A 16,639-nucleotide genomic window follows, 5' to 3' on the forward strand; every position below is an offset into this window, starting at 1 on the left:
CGGTGTCCCACCGGTGACCCCCTGCTGGACCTGAGGGCACCGGTGGATCCCGCAGAGGGGACGGCCCGCGCGGCCCCACCGCCCGGCGAGTGGGCCCCGTGCCTGCGCGGGACACCCGCCGTGCCCCAGACTGCTCACAGGTCCGGGCCTGGCAGGCGCGACCCGCCGGTCCAGGACGGGGCGGCACAGGGCCCCGCGGTCAGCGCGAGCCGACGAGCGGGGGGTCCGGTGGAGGCTGGTCGAGTGGCTGCCTGGCTCGAACGCGGTGGTGGTGCGCCCGCCGGTGGACCCGGGCCCGGTGGTGCGTCCGCGCAGGAGCCGTCCGCGCAGGAGCCGACCGGGCTGGACCGCCTGGCCGACCTCGCCGCACGGCTGGTCGGTGCGCCGTGGGCCCAGGTGTCCCTCGTGCACGACGACGTGCACGAGGTGGTGGGCTCCGCGGGCCGGCCGGCCGGGCTCGCGGCGCGCCGCGCGGACCGCGCCGAGGACACCCTGTGCGAGCTGGTCGTCGTGGACGGACGGGTGGTCGCGGTGGAGGACGCCGCCGCCGACGCCCGCACCGCCGACCGGCCGGGGGTGGCGGCCGGGCTGGTCGGCTCCTACCTGGGCGTGCCCCTGGTCCACGGCGGACGCACCGCGGGCGTGCTGTGCGCCTACGGCCCCGAGCCCCGGCGCTGGGAGGAGCACGAGGTCGAGGCCCTCGTCCACCTCGCCGCCAGCGCCGCGGCGGAGCTCGAGCTGGATCGCATCGCCGCGGAGATGGAGCGCAGCCGGCTGCGCGTCCAGCTGGCCGTCGACGCCGCCGGCGTGGGCAGCTTCGACTGGGACCTCCTCACCGGCGACCTCGAGTGGGACGACCGCCTCCTGGAGGTGTTCGGCCTGGACCGCGACTCCTTCGGAGGCACCATCGAGGCCTTCAACTCCTGCCTGCACCCCGACGACCTCGACCGCGTCTCGGCCGCGCTGCGTCACTCGATCGACACCTGCGGGGAGTACGAGGCGGAGTACCGGGTGGTCCGGCCGGGCGGCGAGGTGCGCTGGGTGCAGGCCCGCGGCCGCACTCTGCGCGACCAGGAGGGGCGGGCAGCGCGCGTGGTGGGAGCCGCCTTCGACACCACCGACGTCCACGAGGGCGAGGCGCGCGTGGGCCGCGTGCTCGAGAGCATGTCGGCCGCCTTCTACAGCCTCGACGCCGCGTTCCGCTTCACCTACGTCAACGCCGAGGCCGAGCGCCTGCTGGGCCGGCCGCGCGGCGAGCTGCTCGGCGGGTCCCTGTGGGAGCTGTTCCCCGCCGCGGTCGGCGGCGACTTCGAGCACCACTACCGGGCGGCGGTCAGCAGCGGGCAGCCCCGCACCTTCGAGGCCCACTACCCGCCGCCGCTGGACGGCTGGTACGAGGTGCGGGTCTGGCCCGCTCCGGACGGGCTGTCCGTGTACTTCCTCGAGATCACCGAGCGGCGCCGCGCGCAGGAGCGCGCCGACGCGGCCGCAGCCCAGCTCGCGCTGCTCGCCCGCACCACCGAGCAGCTGACCGAGGTGCTGGACGGCCGCACGGCGGTCGCCCGGCTCGCCGCGCTCGTGGTCCCGGCGCTCGCCGACTGGTCGGTGGTCTCGCTGGTGGAGGACGGCGGCGCCCTGCGCGACGTGGGCTGGGCGCACCGCGACCCGGACCTCGTGCCGCTGGTCGAGCGCTACGCCGCCTGCCGGTCCCGCGGCCTCAGGGACACCTCCCCGCTCCTGCGGGCGCTGGCGAGCGGGGAGCCCCAGCTCGTCGAGCGCGACGCCGCCGCCGCGGTCCGTGAGGCGCTGGGCGACGAGCAGGCGCGGCGCCTGGTGCTCGAGCTGGCGCCCGGGGCGCTGTGCGTCCTGCCCCTGACGGCCCACGGCCGCACGCTCGGCGCGCTCTCGCTGTTCTGGGACCCGCAGCGGGGGGCGCCGGGCGCGGACGACCTCGCCACCGCCCGGGAGGTCGCCTCGCGCGCCGGCTCCGCCCTGGAGAACGCACGCCTCTACGAGCGCCAGCGCGAGCTGGCCGAAGAGCTCCAGCGCAGCCTGCTCACCGCACCGCCGGAGCCCGACCACCTCGAGGTCGTGGTGCGCTACCTGCCGGCCGGTGTGGCCGCGCAGGTGGGAGGCGACTGGTACGACTCGTTCCTGCAGCCGGACGGCGCCACCGTCGTCGTCATCGGGGACGTCATCGGGCACGACACCGCGGCGGCAGCCGCCATGGGGCAGCTGCGCGGGCTGCTGCGCGGCATCGCCTACACCACCGGGGCGGGGCCCGCGGAGGTGCTCGAGCGCCTCGACGCCGCCATCCCGGGCCTGATGGTGTCCACCACGGCGACGGCGGCGGTGCTGCGGCTCGAGCAGGGCGAGCGGGAGGGCGCTGCGGCCACGACCGCGCTCCGGTGGTCCAGCGCCGGCCACCCCCCGCCGCTCGTCCTGCACCCCGACGGCTCGGTGACCGCGCTCGAAGCCGAAGAGGCCGACCTGCTGCTGGGCATCGACCCGGGGGTGGTCCGCCAGGAGCGCGTCGAGCAGGTGGAGCGCGGCTGCACCGTGCTCCTGTACACCGACGGGCTCGTGGAGCGTCGCGGGCAGTCGCTCGACGACGGGCTGGACCGCCTCGGCCGGCTGCTCGCCGAGCTGGGGCACCTGCCCCTCCAGGAGCTGTGCGACCAGCTGCTCCGCGTGCTGGTGTGCGATCAGCCGGAGGACGACGTGGCCGTGGTCGCGGTCCGCCTCCACCCGGAGGACCGCCCGCGCCCCGCGGAGGCAGGGCCCCAGCGCGTGCCGCCCGCCCTGGCCTGAGGCGGGCCCGGCCGGCATCAGGCCGCGGGGGTCGCCCCGAGCGCCAAGACCACCCGGAACAGCGAGCGGGGGTCCTGCAGCTGCGCCGGCCTGGCGAGGGCCGCCCGCGGGACCACGTCCACCCAGCGGACGGCGCGGCGGTGGGGGACCAGCGCGCCGCTGCCCGCGAAGGCGTACTCGCCGGTGACCTCCCCGAGCAGGAGCGACCTGCCCTCCTGGACCGGCACGGCCACCTCGTCGCCCACGGCCACCTCGGAGACCAGCGCCTCCAGCTGGCGCAGGGCCTTGCCGGGCCGGCGCTTGACGCCGGTGGCCTCGGCGCGCTCGGCGAGCAGCGCGCGCAGGCCGCCGTCCGCGGGCCCCAGGTCGGCCGGGACGTCGATGCCGCTGCTCGTGTCGAGCCCGACCACCCCCCGGTCGACCAGCAGGCCCAGGGTCGTCGGGTCGGCGGCGCGCACCACCCACAGGGCCCGCCCCGGCACCGCGGGCCGCTCCGGCACGTCGTCGGCGCCGGGCCAGACGTACTCCAGGTCGTCCTGCAGGCCGGCCTCGAAGCGCCCGCCGTAGAAGCCCGGGTCCTTGCGCAGCAGGTTGGACCGGTGCGAGCGGTGCAGCGGCTCCAGGCCGAGCCACGAGGGCAGCTGCGCGGAGGCGGCGAGCTCCTCCTGGGAGGAACCGGCGGCGTCGGGGGCGAACTCGGCGATCTGCGCCGCCGTGGAGTCGGCGTGCCCCCGGGAGGTCCACTCCCGCACGCAGGCCAGTCCGTAGCAGACGAGGGCGGGGGTGCGGCCCCGCCACATGGCCACCACCGGGTGGCTGCTCCAGCCGTACTCCGGCAGCTCGAGGGCCCGCAGCACCTGCAGCACCTCCACCCTCTGCTTGCCCAGGCGCGGCGCGTCGAGGACGGCGGCGCTCTCGGCGAAGCCCGGGAAGGGCAGGAAGGTCTGCACGCCGGATCGGTCCTCGCTGGTGGTGGTGCGGGTGGTGCGGGCGCCGCAGCCCCTCGGGGAGCGGCTGCGGCGCGGGTGGCGCTACTGCGCCCGGTGCCCCTCCGGCTCCTCCTCGGCGGGCTCGGACAGCCGGCCGGTCGCGTCCATCACCTGGCCCGTCTCGTCCTGGTCGTCGGAGACCACGCGGACCTCGTCGGGCACGGAGTTCACGCCCATCGCCGCGGCGATGTCGGCCTCGCTGACCTCGGGCAGGCCCGCGGTGGGGTCCTCGTCGGTGCCGGTGCCCAGGGGGGTGGCGGCGTCGCTGCTCGTGCGGTCCTGCTGGCTCATCAGCTCTCCTCGCGGGTCTTCTCGTGCGCGTTGCCGGCGGTCTCCTCGAGCGGCGCGTCCACGCCCAGCTCCCGGTCGACCACCACGTGCCGGCCCTGGCTCACCTCAGCGGCGGTGTCGTCCACCCACTTCTGCGGCTGCTCGGGGAAGCCGCGCTCCGCGATCCGGCGCGCGAGCGCCTCGCGCACGACGTCGACGTCGTCACCGCCGTGGTCGGCGTGGACCTCGGAGACGATCTGCTGCAGCAGGACCTGGCGGTCGTGCTGCGCCTCGGGAGCGGGTTCCGGCATGCGCCCTGCCTACCACCGGGGAGACGGCCGGACCACTCCTGCTGGACCGGTCGTTGAACCACTCCTGGCTCGGCTTGCCGGGGGTGCGGGGCGGTGTTGTGCTGGTCCGCGTCCCGGAGGCTCGAGCCCGGTGGTGCCCTCGGGCGGCCGCCCGCCCGGCCTCGGGACGACCGCGCCCGTGCGGCGAACGACGCGAGAGCACAGGAGCCTTCGATGACCGCGTCCGTCGACGCCCCCGCGGCCCGCACCGAGGGGGTGGGCAGCGCGCGCGAGCAGGCCACCGAGGACCTCCTGCTGCGCGCCTCCACCGCTGCGCCGCAGGAGCGCGCCCGCCTGCTCGACGAGGTCGTCGTCCTCAACCTCCCCGTGGCGCGCGCCCTCGCGGCGCGCTTCCGCGACCGCGGAGAGCAGCAGGACGACCTCGTGCAGGTCGCGTCCCTCGCGCTGGTCAAGGCCGCCCAGGGCTACCAGCCGGGGAAGGGCCGCGGCTTCCTGCCCTACGCCGTGCCCACCATCACCGGGGAGCTGCGCCGCCACTTCCGCGACCGCCAGTGGGGCGTTCGACCGCCGCGCCGGCTCCAGGAGCTGCGCCTGTCGCTGGGCGCCGCGGCCGCCGAGCTCACGCAGAAGATCGGACGCGCGCCGACGGTGCCCCAGCTGGCCGAGCACCTCGGGGTCGACCAGGAGGAGGTCATCGAGGCGCTGGCCGCGGCGCAGGACTACCACCTGGCCTCCCTCGACGCGCCCATGGACGGCGAGGCCGACGGCACGCCGCTGGGGGCCACCCTCGGCGGGGACGACGGCGCCATCGACAGGGTGGTCGACCACGTCAGCGTGGCGCCTCTGCTGGCGTCGCTGCCGGAGCGGGACCGCCGGATCCTGTCCCTGCGCTTCTTCCGCGGGTGGACGCAGAGCCAGATCGCCGCCGACATCGGCGTCACCCAGATGCAGGTGTCGCGGCTGCTCGCGCGCACGCTGGAGCGGCTGCGCAGCCAGCTGGAGGACCCCGAGGCCGAGGCCGCCTGAGGGTCAGACCACCCCGTACAGGCGGTCTCCCGCGTCGCCCAGGCCGGGCACGATGTAGCCGTTCTCGTCGAGCCGCTCGTCGACGGCGGCGGTCACCACGGTGATGGGGGCGTCCGCGCCGAAGGACGAGGTCACCACCTCGACGCCCTCGGGCGCCGCCAGCAGGCACACCGCCGTGACGTCGGTGGCTCCCAGCTCGAAGAGGTAGCGGATCGCCGCGACCAGCGTGCCGCCGGTGGCGAGCATCGGGTCGAGCACGTAGCACTGGCGGCCGGACAGGTCGTCCGGGAGGCGGTGGGCGTAGGTGCTGGCCTGCAGGGTCTCCTCGTCGCGGACCATGCCGAGGAAGCCGACCTCGGCGGTGGGCAGCAGGCGGGTCATCCCGTCGAGCATGCCCAGTCCCGCGCGCAGGATCGGGACCACGAGGGGCTTGGGGCTGGCCAGCTTCACCCCCGTGGTGGGACCGACGGGGGTGGTGATGTCGAGGGGCTCCACCCGCGCGCCGCGCGTCGCCTCGTAGGCCAGCAGCGTGACGAGCTCGTCCGCGAGGCGCCGGAACGTCGGCGACTCGGTCCTCTCGTCGCGCAGGGCCGTGAGCTTGTGGGCCACGAGGGGGTGGTCGACGACCTGGACGCGCACGGACGCCGACCCTACCCAGTCACGCTCGGTCAGGGGCTGTCCGCGCGCCTCTCGCCTGGCGCGCCCGTCTGCGCCACGATGACCTCCATGTCCTACTTCACCGCGGTCCTGGCCTCCGACGGGGACGGCTGGCGCTCCGTCGACCTGGACGTCGAGGACGCCGTGGACGTCGACGAGCTCGCCGACGAGGTGCGCGCCGCCGTCGACGGCACCGGCGACGCCCCCGGCCCGCTCCTGGTGGTCCTCGAGCGCGAGGACGACTGGTTCGCCCTGGTCAGGGTGGACGGCGAGGAGCCCCGCGCCTTCGTCTCCGACCTGGCCGCCGCCACGACGAGCCACTTCGGCGAGCTGCTCAGCGTCACGGCCGACTCCCCGGCGCCGCAGCCCGCCCCCCAGGAGGACGAGGAGGAGGACAGCGCCGCCCGCGTGGCGGCGCCCACCTGGGCCGGCGACGCCGACCTCCTCGCCGACCTCGACCTGCCGGGCAGCGAGCTGGCCGACACCGCCGAGTCCCGCGACCCCGCCAGCGCGCTGGTGGCGGTGGGCGAGAAGGTCGGGTTCGTCGACCTCCTCGAGGCGCTGCGCTGACGCGGCCCGCCAGGAGCGGCCGCCGCGACGACGAGCGGCTGGTCCGGCTGGCGCTGGCGCAGGCGCGCTCGGCGCTCCTGGCCGGCGGGGCAGCAGGTGACGTGCCGATCGGCGCCGTGGTCGTCGACGGCCGCGGGCGGGTGCTCGGAGCCGGCGCCAACGAGCGCGAGGCCACCGGCGACCCGACGGCGCACGCCGAGGTGGTGGCCCTGCGCCGGGCAGCGGCCGCGAATGGGTCCTGGCGGCTGGAGGGCGCGACCCTGGCCGTGACGCTGGAGCCGTGCACGATGTGCGCGGGCGCCCTCGTCCAGGCCCGGGTGGCGCGTGTGGTCTTCGGCGCCTGGGACCCCAAGGCGGGGGCCGTGGGGTCCCTGTGGGACGTCGTCCGCGACCCTCGCCTCAACCACCGCCCCGAGGTGGTCGCCGGGGTGCTCGAGGGGGAGTGCGGCGGCCTGCTGCGCGCCTTCTTCGGGGAGCGGCGCACGCCGCCCTGACCGGGCGGGTAGGCTCCTCGGCGGTGGCGTGACCGAGCGGCCGAAGGAGCGCGCCTCGAAAGCGCGTGAGGGGAAACTCTCCGTGGGTTCAAATCCCACCGCCACCGCCACGAGGACGGCGGCGCCCGCAGGGGCGCCGCCGTCTCGTCGTCTCAGCGCCCTCTCGTCTCAGCGCCCGCGCAGGCCCGCGGCCAGGCCACCCGCCACGAGCAGGGCTCCCAGCGCCACCAGGGCGACGGCGGCGACGGCGGTGGCGTCCACGCGCACACCGGCCAGCACGCCGAGCCCCACGAGCACCGCCACGAGGAGGGCCGCCAGGCCCGTCACGAGGCTCGGGACGTGAGGGCCGCCGGGCGCCGGCTCGACCGGCTGCTCGACCGGCTGCTCGACCGGCTGCTCGGCCGGCTGGGGGAGGGTCTGCTCGGTGCTCATGCTGCGCTCCTGACGATCTCGAGCTGGCCGACGGCGGTGCGGGCGTCCACGACCAGGCGGACGGGCTCGGGCGCACCCGCCGCCGTCGTCGCGGTCGCCGTCGAGGAGGTGCTGGTGAAGAAGCCGTCGCCGCGCCCGCGGGTGGTCCAGCCGCCCCCGCGGGTGACCACCTCACCGATGACGCCGCTCGTGCGGACCTCCACGTCGGCGTCGGCCGGCACCAGGACGCGCGCGTCGCCGAAGCCGTGGCGCAGCACCACGTCGACCGTGGCGCCGGCGGCGGACGGGTCGTCGGCCACGGAGCGCAGGTCGAGGGTGGTCTCACCCGCCCAGGAGGCGAAGCCGCGCTCCGCCTGCGCCGCCGTCAGCGGTCGCCAGTCGACGTCGCCGACGCCGCGGACGTCAGCGCCGGGCGGCACGGCCAGCGCCACGAGGGCCGTGGTGGCGCCGGCGAACGCCCAGAACCCGAGGCCGTCCCCGCGCCGCCCGGACAGCCCCGCCAGCACCAGCGCCAGGGCCAGCGCGGCGGTCCCCGCCGCCGCGGCCACGGCCACCACCTGCGGCCCGGTGAGGTCCGCGGGCCAGCCCGCGACAGACCACCCGCCGAGGCCCAGCGGGGCCAGCGCCTCCGGCCGGCTCGCCAGCCACGCCGCGGCGCCCAGCAGCAGGGCCAGGCCGAGCGCGGTGGCGGTCGCCCACGCGGACACCGGGGGGCGCTGAGCGCGCCGCTGACCGCCGCGGGCGCTGCGGACCGCCTCGGCCACGGGCTGCCCGTCGGGGCGCGCCCCGCCCGCCGAGGCGGGCACCAGGCGCGGCAGCAGGGCCACCGCCACCGCCAGGACGACGCCGACGACGACGAGCGAGGCGACGTCACCGCCGCTGACCACCCGGCCGTCCGCCACCCACGACCAGGGGGCGGGGACCGCGGAGGCGACCGCCACCAGCCCCAGCGCCAGGACCGCCGACGCCGAGACCTCACCGCCCACCAGCGCCCGCGCCTCGATCCGGCCCGCGCGGTCCGGCAGCAGCAGCCACGCGGCGGCGTAGAGCACCAGGCCCGCGCCGCCCAGGAGGGCGACGACCACCACGACGACGCGCAGCAGCACGGGGTCGACGCCGAGGCGCTCTGCCGTGCCGGCGGCGACGCCGCCGAGCCAGCGCTCGTCGGAGCGGCGCAAGTCCAGGCGGCCCAGCCAGTCCCAGAAGGCGGTGCGCGGGGCGGTGCGGGGAGCCGACGCGGAGGGGCCGGGGCCCTGGTCCCCGCCGGCTGCGGAGCTGGGTGTGGAGGTCATGGCGTCGAGACTGCTCCGCAGCCGGGTCCGCCGGATCCGGGGAGGACCCTGGGACGACCCTGGTCGTGACGGTCCCGGCTCGGGGTCGGACCGGGGGGCTCCCAGGGTGGCGCAGGGGTGACCGGCGGCGCAGCAGCCACGACGATGGACCGGTGAGCAGCACGACCCCCGGCGCGGTGCGGCCCGGCGGCGCAGCGGGAGCCGGGCGGCGAGCACGGCCGCCGCTGCGCCGCCCGCTGCGGGGCCGCTGGGTGGGCGGCGTGGCCGCCGGCACCGCGGACCACCTGTGCCTGCCCGTGGCCGTCGCCCGGGTGCTGTGGCTGGGCCTGGTCGCCGCGGGCGGTGCGGGCCTGGTGGGCTACGCCCTGCTGTGGGTGCTGGTGCCGCTCCGGGGCGAGGACGCGCCGACGGGCGCCGGGGCGCGCGGCGCCGCCGACCGGCTCTCCCGGTGGAGCCCCGCCGGCGGTGCCGGCGCCCAGCTGGTGGTGGGGGCCGTGCTCACGGGCGCGGGGCTCCAGCTGCTCCTCCAGCGCAGCAGCGTCGACCTGCCCGGCGGCCTCCTCGTGCCGGTGGCCGCCGGGCTGGCCGGGGCCGCGGTCGCGTGGGGCTCCCTCTCCACCGCCCGGCGCACGGCGCTGCTCGCGCAGGTCGGTGGCGGGACGCCCGACGGCACGCGCCGCGTGGTCCTCGGGACGGGCCTGGCGGCCGCCGGGCTCGTGGTGCTGGCCCTGGGCGGCGCGCAGGCGCAGGCGCTGGGACCCGCCGCGGTGGCGGCGCTCGCCGTGCTCGGCGGCGCGGCGCTGGTGGTTGCGCCGTGGGTGGTGCGGCTCCTGCGCGACCTCGGCGAGGAGCGCACTGCCCGGCTGCGCGAGGCCGAGCGGGCCGAGGTGGCGGCCCACCTGCACGACTCCGTGCTCCAGACCCTCGCCCTGCTGCAGCGCCACAGCGACGACCCGGCCACCGTCACCCGCCTGGCCCGCCGCCAGGAGCGCGAGCTGCGCGACTGGCTCTACGGGGGGCGGGTGCAGCCGGGGGAGCAGGGGAGGGGGAGGAGCCTGGCGGAGCGGGTGCGCGCCGAGGCCGCGGACGTCGAGGACGCGGTCGGCGTCCCGGTGGAGGTCGTCGTGGTGGGCGACCGGGAGGTGGGTCGCGTCGAGGAGGCGCTCGTCGCGGCCCTGCGCGAGGCGGTGCTCAACGCCGTGCGCCACGGCCGTCCCCCGGTGCAGGTCTACCTGGAGGCGGGCCCAGGGGGCGCCGAGGCGTTCGTGCGCGACCACGGCGACGGCTTCGACCCGGACGCGGTGCCTGCGGACCGCCGCGGCGTGCGGGAGTCGGTCATCGCCAGGATGTCCAGGGCCGGTGGGTCGGCGCAGGTCGGTCCGGCTCCCGGCGGGGGCACCGAGGTGGTGCTCCGAGCGGGCGCGGCCGCAGACCAGGGAGGGGGTGGGGCGTGAGCGGGCTGAGGGTCCTCCTCGTCGACGACCACGCGCTGGTGCGCTCGGGGGTGCGGGCCGTGCTCCCGCCGGACCTGGTGGTGGTCGGGGAGGCCGAGGACGTCGGCTCCGCGGTCGAGGCCGTCCAGCGCCTCGCGCCCGACGTCGTCCTCCTCGACGTGCACCTGCCGGGGGGCGACGCCCCCGGCGGGGCGGGCAGCGGGGGTGCGGAGGTGCTGCGCCGCTGCTCGGGCGCGCTGCGGGCCGACGGGCAGCCGGTGCGGTTCCTGGCGCTGAGCGTCTCCGACGCCGCCGAGGACGTCATCGCGGTGGTGCGCGCCGGTGCCCGGGGCTACGTCACCAAGTCGGTCGACGCCGCGGCGCTCGCGGACGCCGTCCGCCGCGTCGCCGAGGGCGACTCGGTCTTCTCCCCGCGCCTGGCCGGCTTCGTGCTGGACGCCTTCGGCGCGGCCGGCGGCGGCGCCGAGGTCGCCACCACCGACGCCGAGCTCGACCGGCTCTCCGCCCGCGAGCGCGAGGTGATGCGGCTCATCGCCCGGGGCTACGCGTACAAGGACGTGGCCCGGCAGCTGTTCATCTCGGTCAAGACCGTGGAGACCCACGTCTCGGCGGTGCTGCGCAAGCTGCAGCTGTCGAACCGCCACGAGCTGACGCGCTGGGCCAGCGACCGGCGCCTGCTGTGACGGCCGCCCCCCACAGGGCCGGCACGTCGTCGGGGTGCAGCGGCTCGGCCACCGCGCTGCCCTGGGCGAGCAGGCAGCGCCCGCCGGCCATCCGCCGCAGCAGGGCCAGGTGCTCAGGCCCCTGCGCGCCCTCGGCCGTGACGGGGACGCCGAGGCCGTGGCCCAGATCCACCAGGGTGCGCAGGACCACGGCCGACCGCGCGTCCTCGGGGGCCCGCTCCACGTAGCGCCGGTCGATCTTCAGGCCGTCCACGTGCAGCTCGGACAGGTGGCTCAGCCCCGCGGCGCCGCTGCCGACGTCGTCGAGGGTGAGGGCCACCCCGAGCGCCCGCAGCGCCCGCAGCGAGGGCTCGGCGGCCCGGACGTGGGCGGCGGTGGCCACCTCCGGCAGCTCCAGCCGCAGGACCCTGGACGGGACGCCCGCGCGCGCCAGCTCCCGGGCCACCACGGCGGGGAGGTCGGGTGCGAGCAGGCCCGCCACCGAGAGGTTGACGTTGAGGTGGGCCGGCACGGCGTCGCCGTGCTCGGCCGCCCACCGCGCCCTCTGGGTGAGCGCCGTGCGCAGCACGTGCGCGTCGAGCTCCGCGGAGTAGCCGGCCGCGGCGACGTCGTCGAGGAAGTCGGCGGGGGCCAGCAGCCCCCGCTGGGGGTGCCGCCACCGCACGAGCGCCTCGAGGCTGCGCAGCGAGCCGTCGGCGACGGCGACGATCGGCTGGTAGTGCACCTCCAGCTGGCCTGCGGCCGCGGCGGCCTCGAAGGCGCGGTGGTCCGGCGCCAGCGGCGCGGCGTCGCTGCACCAGGAGGCGTCCACCACCTCGCAGCGCCGCCCTCCCGCCTGCTTGGCCCGGTAGGCCGCGAGGTCGGCCTCGTGGAGCAGGGCGCTGGGCTCGGCCGGCAGCGCCGAGCAGACCGCCACCCCGGCGCTCGCCCGGCCGGGGAGGACCCGGCCGCCGAGGTCGTGGGGGCGCCCCAGCGCCTCCTGGAGCCGCGCCGCCAGGTGCTGGGCGTCGGCGGCCGAGGCGCCGGCCAGCAGCACCGCGAACTCGTCCCCGCCCAGGCGCGCCACGACGGCGCCGGGTCCGGCGCAGCCGCGGAGCCGCTCGGCCGTGCGGCGCAGCAGCTGGTCACCGGCGGCGTGGCCGGAGGAGTCGTTGACGGCCTTGAAGCCGTCGAGGTCGACGCACGCGACGACCGCCCCGCCGGTGCCGGCGCACACCTCGTCGAGGCGGCGCAGGAAGTCCGCGCGGTTGGACAGGCCCGTCAGCGGGTCGGTGAGCGCCTCCCGCGCGAGCTGCGCCGAGAGGGCGCGGAACACCCGCTCGGCCTCGAGCAGGCGCAGCTCCCCGTCGGGGCGGCGCACCAGCACCTCGGAGAAGCGCCGCGACCGCTCGCGGGCCAGGAGCATCTCAGCGGCCCGGGGCACGCCGGTGGAGGCGTCGATGACGAGCACGTCGCGGTCTGCGAGGTGCCCCACCGGACGCCGCGCGTGCAGGGAGCGCCCGTGGCCGAGGCGCCCGCTCATCGCGCTGAGGAAGGCGGTCCTGGAGAGGAGCCCGGGTGCCGGCCGCGCGCGGTCGTCGTCCGTGACGGCCAGGCACAGCAGGTCGGGGTCGGCGCGGAAGGCCTCGTCCACCCGCCAGCACGGGGTGCTCGCCGGCACGGAGCGCAGCGGCTCGCCCAGGTCGTCGACGCAGACCACCGGATCGGCGTCCAGGAGGGCCCGGGGCACCTGGCTCATGCGGAGCTCGCCGGGGACACGAGGGTGGAGTGTGTCAGGGTTCCGCCCCCTCCCGGACCCCCGCTGCGCTGTCGGCCCCGAGGGAGGGCGGTCCTCGCGGCGCTGCTCGTGCGGCGCCGGCGCGCCTGACCCGCTGCCCCGGTCCTCTGCGCGTCAGTCCGGGATCACCAGCACCCGCGCGTGCAGCACGCTGCGCTGCTGCAGCGCCGCCCGCAGGGCGCGGTGGAGCCCGTCCTCCAGGTAGAGCGCGCCGCGCCACTGCACGACGTGGGCGAACAGGTCGCCGTAGAACGTCGAGTCCTCCGAGAGCAGGCTGCCCAGGTCGAGCGTGCGCTTGGTGGTGACGAGCTCGTCGAGGCGCACCTGCCGCGGCGGCACGGCGGCCCACTGGCGGGGGGTGTCGCAGCCGTGCTCGGGGTAGGGCCGGGAGTCTCCGACGCGGGCGAAGATCACCCGGTCGAGCCTACGCCGCGCAGGCCGCGGGCCCTCAGGCGACGACGGCCAGGTGCTGCCGGCGGGCGGAGGGCGCCGGGTCCGCGCCGAGCAGCAGCGCCCCCGAGCAGGCGGTGCAGACCCGCTCGGGGCACGCCTCGCCGTGACCGTCGGCGCACGGGGGGACCTCGAACGGCCGCGGCCCCGAGCACCAGGGGCAGTCCAGCTCCTCCAGCACGTCCTCCAGCACGCTGACCTCCTCGCTCAGCGCCCGGCGGGCGCCCCCTCGACGACCCGTGGACCGTCCCAGAGGGGTCTGACAGCCCGTCCGACGCCGGGACGCAGCAGGGCCCGGACGCTCGTCGCGTCCGGGCCCCGGGGGCGGAGGATGCGGGATTTGAACCCGCGAGGGCTGTTAACCCAACCCGCGTTCCAGGCGAGCGCCATAGGCCACTAGGCGAATCCTCCGTGGGCGACCTTACCGGACGGCCGCTGCGTCCGTCAGCGGTCCCCCGTCCCCGCGACGCGCGGCGGGCCGCTCGGTCCGGCGGCCGGGGGGGCGCTACAGTGGTCGCGGCCCCTCGTGCGGCGCCATCCTGCTGAACCCCCCCAGGGCCGGAAGGCAGCAAGGGCAGGTGGGCTCTGGCGGGTGCGCGAGGGGTCCTTCCCTGTCCGGCCCCGCTGTCCACAGGCGCTGCAGCGGCGGCCCCGAGCTGTCGGAACCCGGCGGGAGGATGCTGACGTGGCCACCGCCCTGTACCGCCGCTACCGGCCCGACTCCTTCGCCGAGGTGATCGGGCAGGAGCACGTCACCGACCCGCTGCGCGCCGCCCTGCGGTCGGGCCGGGTCGGCCAGGCGTACTTGTTCTCCGGGCCGCGCGGCTGCGGCAAGACCACCTCGGCCCGCATCCTGGCCCGCTGCCTCAACTGCGCCCAGGGCCCCACCGACACGCCCTGCGGCACCTGCGACAGCTGCGTCGAGCTCGCCCGCGGCGGCTCGGGCAGCCTCGACGTGGTGGAGATCGACGCCGCCAGCCACGGCGGCGTCGACGACGCCCGAGAGCTGCGCGAGCGCGCCACGTTCGCGCCTGCGCGCGACCGCCAGAAGGTCTTCATCATCGACGAGGCGCACATGGTGACGCCCCAGGGCTTCAACGCCCTGCTGAAGATCGTCGAGGAGCCCCCGCCGCACATCGCCTTCATCTTCGCCACCACCGAGCCGGACAAGGTGCTCGGCACCATCCGCTCGCGGACCCACCACTACCCCTTCCGCCTGGTCCCGCCGCAGGTGCTGCAGGCGCACCTGCAGCAGGTCTGCGACGCCGAGGGCGTGCAGGTGGGTCCCGGTGTGCTGCCTCTGGTGGTCCGCGCGGGAGCGGGCTCCGTGCGCGACTCGCTGTCCGTGCTCGACCAGCTCGCCGCCGGCGCCGGCACCGGCGGGATCGACTACGAGCACGCGGTGGGCCTGCTCGGCTACACGCACGCGACCCTCCTGGACGACGTCACCGCTGCCTTCGCCGCCGGCGACGGTGCCACGGTCTTCCAGGTGGTCGACCGGGTCATCTCCTCCGGCCAGGACCCGCGCCGCTTCGTCGACGACCTCCTCCAGCGCCTGCGCGACCTGGTCGTGGTCCAGGCGGTCGGAGAGCGCGCCGCCCAGGTCTTCCCCGGCGTCCCGGCCGACCAGCTGGAGCGGATGGCCCTGCAGGCGGCGGGCTTCGGCGCGGCCCAGCTCTCCCGGGCGGCGGACCTCGCCAACACCGCCTCCACCGAGATGACCGGCGCGACGTCGCCGCGCCTGCACCTGGAGCTGCTGTGCGCGCGGATGCTGCTGCCCGCCGCTGACGACGGCGAGCGCGGCCTGGCGGCTCGTCTCGACCGCGTCGAGCGGCGCCTGGCCGTCCCCGGTGGGGTGCCCGCTGCCGGGGGAGGTGCTCCGGCGGCCGAGCACGAGGGAGCGGCCCGTGAGCTGCACCCCGGCGCCGCCGCCCTCCCCGCGGGCCCCGCCCCAGACGACGGCGAGCCCCGCGGCGCCCAGCACGTCCGCGACCTGATCGCGCGCCGTCGTGACGGCGGCGCGCCCGCGCCCGCCCCCGGTCAGCCGACCGAGCCCGCCCGGGACCAGCGCGCCGCCGGGGCTGCGCAGACGGTTCCCGCCGAAGAGCCGGCAGCACCGGCCGGGGCCACGGCGGTCGACCCGGTCGCCCAGGTGCCGGCGCCTGCTGCTGCGCCCCCGCAGGGGCGGCAGCGGGAGTGGCCCGAAGAGACCGCCGGTGCGTCCTCCCAGGGACCCCGGGAGGCGCGCGCCGTGCCGGACGGCGGGCCCGTCGAGGAGCCCGTCGACCGGGGACCCGCCGACCGGGACGACCGGGACGACCGGGCGAGCGCGGCCACGCCCGTGGCCGTGTCGCCGGACCCCGTCGGCGGCGTGCCGACCGGCGGACCCGCCGGGCCCCACTCCACCGAGGCCGTGCGCCGGATGTGGCCCGAGGTGCTCGACCACCTCGCCAGCGTCAAGCGCCGCACCTGGACGCGCGTCAGCCAGGACGCGCAGGTCGCCCACGTGGACGACCAGCGCGTCGTCCTGCAGTTCGCCCGTCCCAACACCCTCCAGGCGTTCAGCATCGGCCCCCACGCCGACTTCGTGCGGGAGGCGCTGATCGCCGTCATCGGCCTCGACCGCCAGGTGGTCGCCGTCAACGCGGGCGCACCCGTGCCCGGGGCGTCCGCGCCGGCTCCCGCGGCAGTCGCGCCTGCGCCTGCAGCTGCACCTGCGCCTGCTCCCGCTCCGCAGCGCCTCGCCGCCGGCGAGGAGCAGGAGCAGCCCGCGCCGCAGCGCGAGGGCGTCACCCGGCCCGACGCGTCCGCCGCCGCTCCCCAGCGGCCGGCCCAGCAGGCACGGCCGGCGCAGGCGCCGCCCCCGGCGCAGCGGGCGCGCCAGCGCAGCGCGGCGCCGCCCCCCTGGGAGGACGTCCCGCCGCCGGAGCCGCCCGACGACGGGGAGCCGCCCCCGCCGGAGCACGACGACCCCTGGGCGGACCCCGGCCAGCTCTCGCGCCAGCGCCCCGCTGCGCCGGCAGCTCCGTCGTCGTCACCGGAGGTCCGCGGAGCGCCGCGGTCAGCGGACGCCCCCGCGAGCAGCCCCGCTCCCGCCGCGCGGTCCGGGCAGCAGCCCGCTCCTCAGCCGGTGCAGCGCGCGGCCGCGCCCGGCCGGCCCCTGAGCGGAGCCGACCTCGCCCGCTCGGCGATGCGGTCGGCGGCAGGGGCAGCTGCCGGCGGCGACGTGGCCCCCGGTGGCCCTGCCTCGGGGGCGCAGGCCGCTCCCGAGGACGAGCCCAGCCGCGACGACCCCGACGCCGAGGGGTCCGGGCAGGTCGGTCTGCCCGTGGTGCAGCGGCTCCTGGGCGGCAGGGTGCTGTCCGTCGACGAGCGCCGCTGAGCCCGGCGCCGGTCGGCGTCCGGGCCCGGGCGGTCGGCGCC

The 16,639-nt window shown here is 77.8% G+C and carries 16 protein-coding genes, 2 tRNA genes and 1 other RNA gene; 9 read left to right on the forward strand and 10 right to left on the reverse strand.

Features of this window, described 5'->3' with window-relative positions; all coding sequences use genetic code 11:
* Nucleotides 1-243: 243 nt before the first annotated feature.
* The gene (locus FHN55_RS03845) at nucleotides 244-2,811 is read left to right on the forward strand and encodes a SpoIIE family protein phosphatase (protein WP_139710916.1); all 2,568 of its coding nucleotides are present in this window, start codon (nucleotides 244-246) and stop codon (nucleotides 2,809-2,811) included.
* Between the two features lie 17 nt (nucleotides 2,812-2,828).
* Here the strand turns inward: FHN55_RS03845 and FHN55_RS24060 are convergent, their stop codons facing one another.
* The 3 genes from FHN55_RS24060 to FHN55_RS03860 all read right to left on the reverse strand — a co-directional run bounded on the left by FHN55_RS24060 (nucleotide 2,829) and on the right by FHN55_RS03860 (nucleotide 4,381).
* The gene (locus tag FHN55_RS24060) at nucleotides 2,829-3,761 is read right to left on the reverse strand and encodes an MSMEG_6728 family protein (protein WP_139710917.1); all 933 of its coding nucleotides are present in this window, start codon (nucleotides 3,759-3,761) and stop codon (nucleotides 2,829-2,831) included.
* An 81-nt stretch (nucleotides 3,762-3,842) separates the two neighbouring features.
* Nucleotides 3,843-4,091: a hypothetical protein gene (locus tag FHN55_RS03855; RefSeq protein WP_139710918.1), complete on the reverse strand. Its 249-nt coding sequence runs from the start codon at nucleotides 4,089-4,091 to the stop codon at nucleotides 3,843-3,845.
* Nucleotides 4,091-4,381: a hypothetical protein gene (locus tag FHN55_RS03860; RefSeq protein ID WP_139710919.1), complete on the reverse strand. Its 291-nt coding sequence runs from the start codon at nucleotides 4,379-4,381 to the stop codon at nucleotides 4,091-4,093. Before FHN55_RS03860 ends, FHN55_RS03855 begins: the two co-directional genes overlap by 1 nt.
* A gap of 213 nt (nucleotides 4,382-4,594) precedes the next feature.
* On the opposite strand from FHN55_RS03860, the gene FHN55_RS03865 reads away from it, so the two are divergent.
* Entirely contained in the window at nucleotides 4,595-5,407 is an 813-nt protein-coding gene (locus FHN55_RS03865) for a SigB/SigF/SigG family RNA polymerase sigma factor (RefSeq protein WP_139710920.1), read from the forward strand.
* Between the two features lie 3 nt (nucleotides 5,408-5,410).
* On the opposite strand, the gene upp is transcribed toward FHN55_RS03865, so the two are convergent.
* Nucleotides 5,411-6,046, reverse strand: coding sequence for a uracil phosphoribosyltransferase (gene upp, locus FHN55_RS03870; RefSeq protein WP_139710921.1), 636 nt, complete (start codon nucleotides 6,044-6,046; stop codon nucleotides 5,411-5,413).
* Between the two features lie 87 nt (nucleotides 6,047-6,133).
* On the opposite strand from upp, the gene FHN55_RS03875 reads away from it, so the two are divergent.
* The 3 genes from FHN55_RS03875 (at nucleotide 6,134) to FHN55_RS03885 (ending at nucleotide 7,238) form a co-directional block, all read left to right on the forward strand.
* Entirely contained in the window at nucleotides 6,134-6,634 is a 501-nt protein-coding gene (locus tag FHN55_RS03875) for a hypothetical protein (protein ID WP_180357623.1), read from the forward strand.
* The gene (gene tadA / locus FHN55_RS03880; RefSeq protein ID WP_180357630.1) at nucleotides 6,631-7,128 is read left to right on the forward strand and encodes a tRNA adenosine(34) deaminase TadA; all 498 of its coding nucleotides are present in this window, start codon (nucleotides 6,631-6,633) and stop codon (nucleotides 7,126-7,128) included. The genes FHN55_RS03875 and tadA overlap by 4 nt, the downstream gene beginning before the upstream one ends.
* Nucleotides 7,129-7,150: 22 nt before the next feature.
* Nucleotides 7,151-7,238, forward strand: a tRNA-Ser gene (locus FHN55_RS03885).
* Nucleotides 7,239-7,296: 58 nt separating this feature from the next.
* Here FHN55_RS03885 and FHN55_RS03890 read toward each other — a convergent pair.
* Nucleotides 7,297-7,560 carry a hypothetical protein gene (locus tag FHN55_RS03890; RefSeq protein ID WP_139710924.1) on the reverse strand — a complete coding sequence of 88 codons (264 nt, stop codon included), beginning with the start codon at nucleotides 7,558-7,560 and terminating at the stop codon, nucleotides 7,297-7,299.
* Complete coding sequence (locus FHN55_RS03895; RefSeq protein WP_139710925.1) at nucleotides 7,557-8,852, reverse strand: PspC domain-containing protein; 1,296 nt, start codon at nucleotides 8,850-8,852, stop codon at nucleotides 7,557-7,559. Before FHN55_RS03895 ends, FHN55_RS03890 begins: the two co-directional genes overlap by 4 nt.
* 152 nt (nucleotides 8,853-9,004) lie before the next feature.
* Between FHN55_RS03895 and FHN55_RS03900 the strand changes: the two genes are divergently transcribed.
* Complete coding sequence (locus tag FHN55_RS03900; RefSeq protein WP_218974324.1) at nucleotides 9,005-10,306, forward strand: ATP-binding protein; 1,302 nt, start codon at nucleotides 9,005-9,007, stop codon at nucleotides 10,304-10,306.
* Complete coding sequence (locus FHN55_RS03905) at nucleotides 10,303-10,989, forward strand: response regulator transcription factor (RefSeq protein WP_139710926.1); 687 nt, start codon at nucleotides 10,303-10,305, stop codon at nucleotides 10,987-10,989. Before FHN55_RS03900 ends, FHN55_RS03905 begins: the two co-directional genes overlap by 4 nt.
* On the opposite strand, the gene FHN55_RS03910 is transcribed toward FHN55_RS03905, so the two are convergent.
* From FHN55_RS03910 to FHN55_RS03925, 4 genes are all read right to left on the reverse strand, one after another.
* Nucleotides 10,889-12,727 (reverse strand): bifunctional diguanylate cyclase/phosphodiesterase, encoded by a 1,839-nt coding sequence (locus tag FHN55_RS03910; RefSeq protein ID WP_139710927.1) that lies wholly within the window; start codon nucleotides 12,725-12,727, stop codon nucleotides 10,889-10,891. The two genes, FHN55_RS03905 and FHN55_RS03910, sit on opposite strands and share 101 nt — an antisense overlap.
* A gap of 153 nt (nucleotides 12,728-12,880) precedes the next feature.
* Nucleotides 12,881-13,180 carry a type II toxin-antitoxin system VapB family antitoxin gene (locus FHN55_RS03915; RefSeq protein WP_139710928.1) on the reverse strand — a complete coding sequence of 100 codons (300 nt, stop codon included), beginning with the start codon at nucleotides 13,178-13,180 and terminating at the stop codon, nucleotides 12,881-12,883.
* Nucleotides 13,181-13,214: 34 nt separating this feature from the next.
* Nucleotides 13,215-13,409: a hypothetical protein gene (locus FHN55_RS03920; protein ID WP_139710929.1), complete on the reverse strand. Its 195-nt coding sequence runs from the start codon at nucleotides 13,407-13,409 to the stop codon at nucleotides 13,215-13,217.
* Between the two features lie 132 nt (nucleotides 13,410-13,541).
* A tRNA-Ser gene (locus tag FHN55_RS03925) sits at nucleotides 13,542-13,627 on the reverse strand.
* 104 nt (nucleotides 13,628-13,731) lie between these two features.
* On the opposite strand from FHN55_RS03925, the gene ffs reads away from it, so the two are divergent.
* Together ffs and FHN55_RS03935 are read left to right on the forward strand one after the other, a co-directional pair.
* Nucleotides 13,732-13,828: signal recognition particle sRNA small type (ffs, locus tag FHN55_RS03930), an RNA gene on the forward strand.
* Between the two features lie 25 nt (nucleotides 13,829-13,853).
* The gene (locus tag FHN55_RS03935; protein ID WP_373995695.1) at nucleotides 13,854-16,598 is read left to right on the forward strand and encodes a DNA polymerase III subunit gamma and tau; all 2,745 of its coding nucleotides are present in this window, start codon (nucleotides 13,854-13,856) and stop codon (nucleotides 16,596-16,598) included.
* Nucleotides 16,599-16,639 lie beyond the last annotated feature (41 nt).

The sequence above is a fragment of the Streptomyces sp. NP160 genome, from assembly GCF_006335115.1.
Lineage (GTDB): Bacteria > Actinomycetota > Actinomycetes > Actinomycetales > Quadrisphaeraceae > Quadrisphaera.

What these genes read in the sequence shown, in the direction of transcription:
- FHN55_RS03895 (WP_139710925.1), bottom strand. Translation starts at nt 8,852, where the DNA reads ATGACCTCCACACCCAGCTCCGCAGCCGGCGGGGACCAGGGCCCCGGC.
- FHN55_RS03875 (WP_180357623.1), top strand. Translation starts at nt 6,134, where the DNA reads ATGTCCTACTTCACCGCGGTCCTGGCCTCCGACGGGGACGGCTGGCGC.
- FHN55_RS03855 (WP_139710918.1), bottom strand. Translation starts at nt 4,091, where the DNA reads ATGAGCCAGCAGGACCGCACGAGCAGCGACGCCGCCACCCCCCTGGGC.
- FHN55_RS03865 (WP_139710920.1), top strand. Translation starts at nt 4,595, where the DNA reads ATGACCGCGTCCGTCGACGCCCCCGCGGCCCGCACCGAGGGGGTGGGC.
- FHN55_RS03860 (WP_139710919.1), bottom strand. Translation starts at nt 4,381, where the DNA reads ATGCCGGAACCCGCTCCCGAGGCGCAGCACGACCGCCAGGTCCTGCTG.
- FHN55_RS03910 (WP_139710927.1), bottom strand. Translation starts at nt 12,727, where the DNA reads ATGAGCCAGGTGCCCCGGGCCCTCCTGGACGCCGATCCGGTGGTCTGC.
- FHN55_RS03890 (WP_139710924.1), bottom strand. Translation starts at nt 7,560, where the DNA reads ATGAGCACCGAGCAGACCCTCCCCCAGCCGGCCGAGCAGCCGGTCGAG.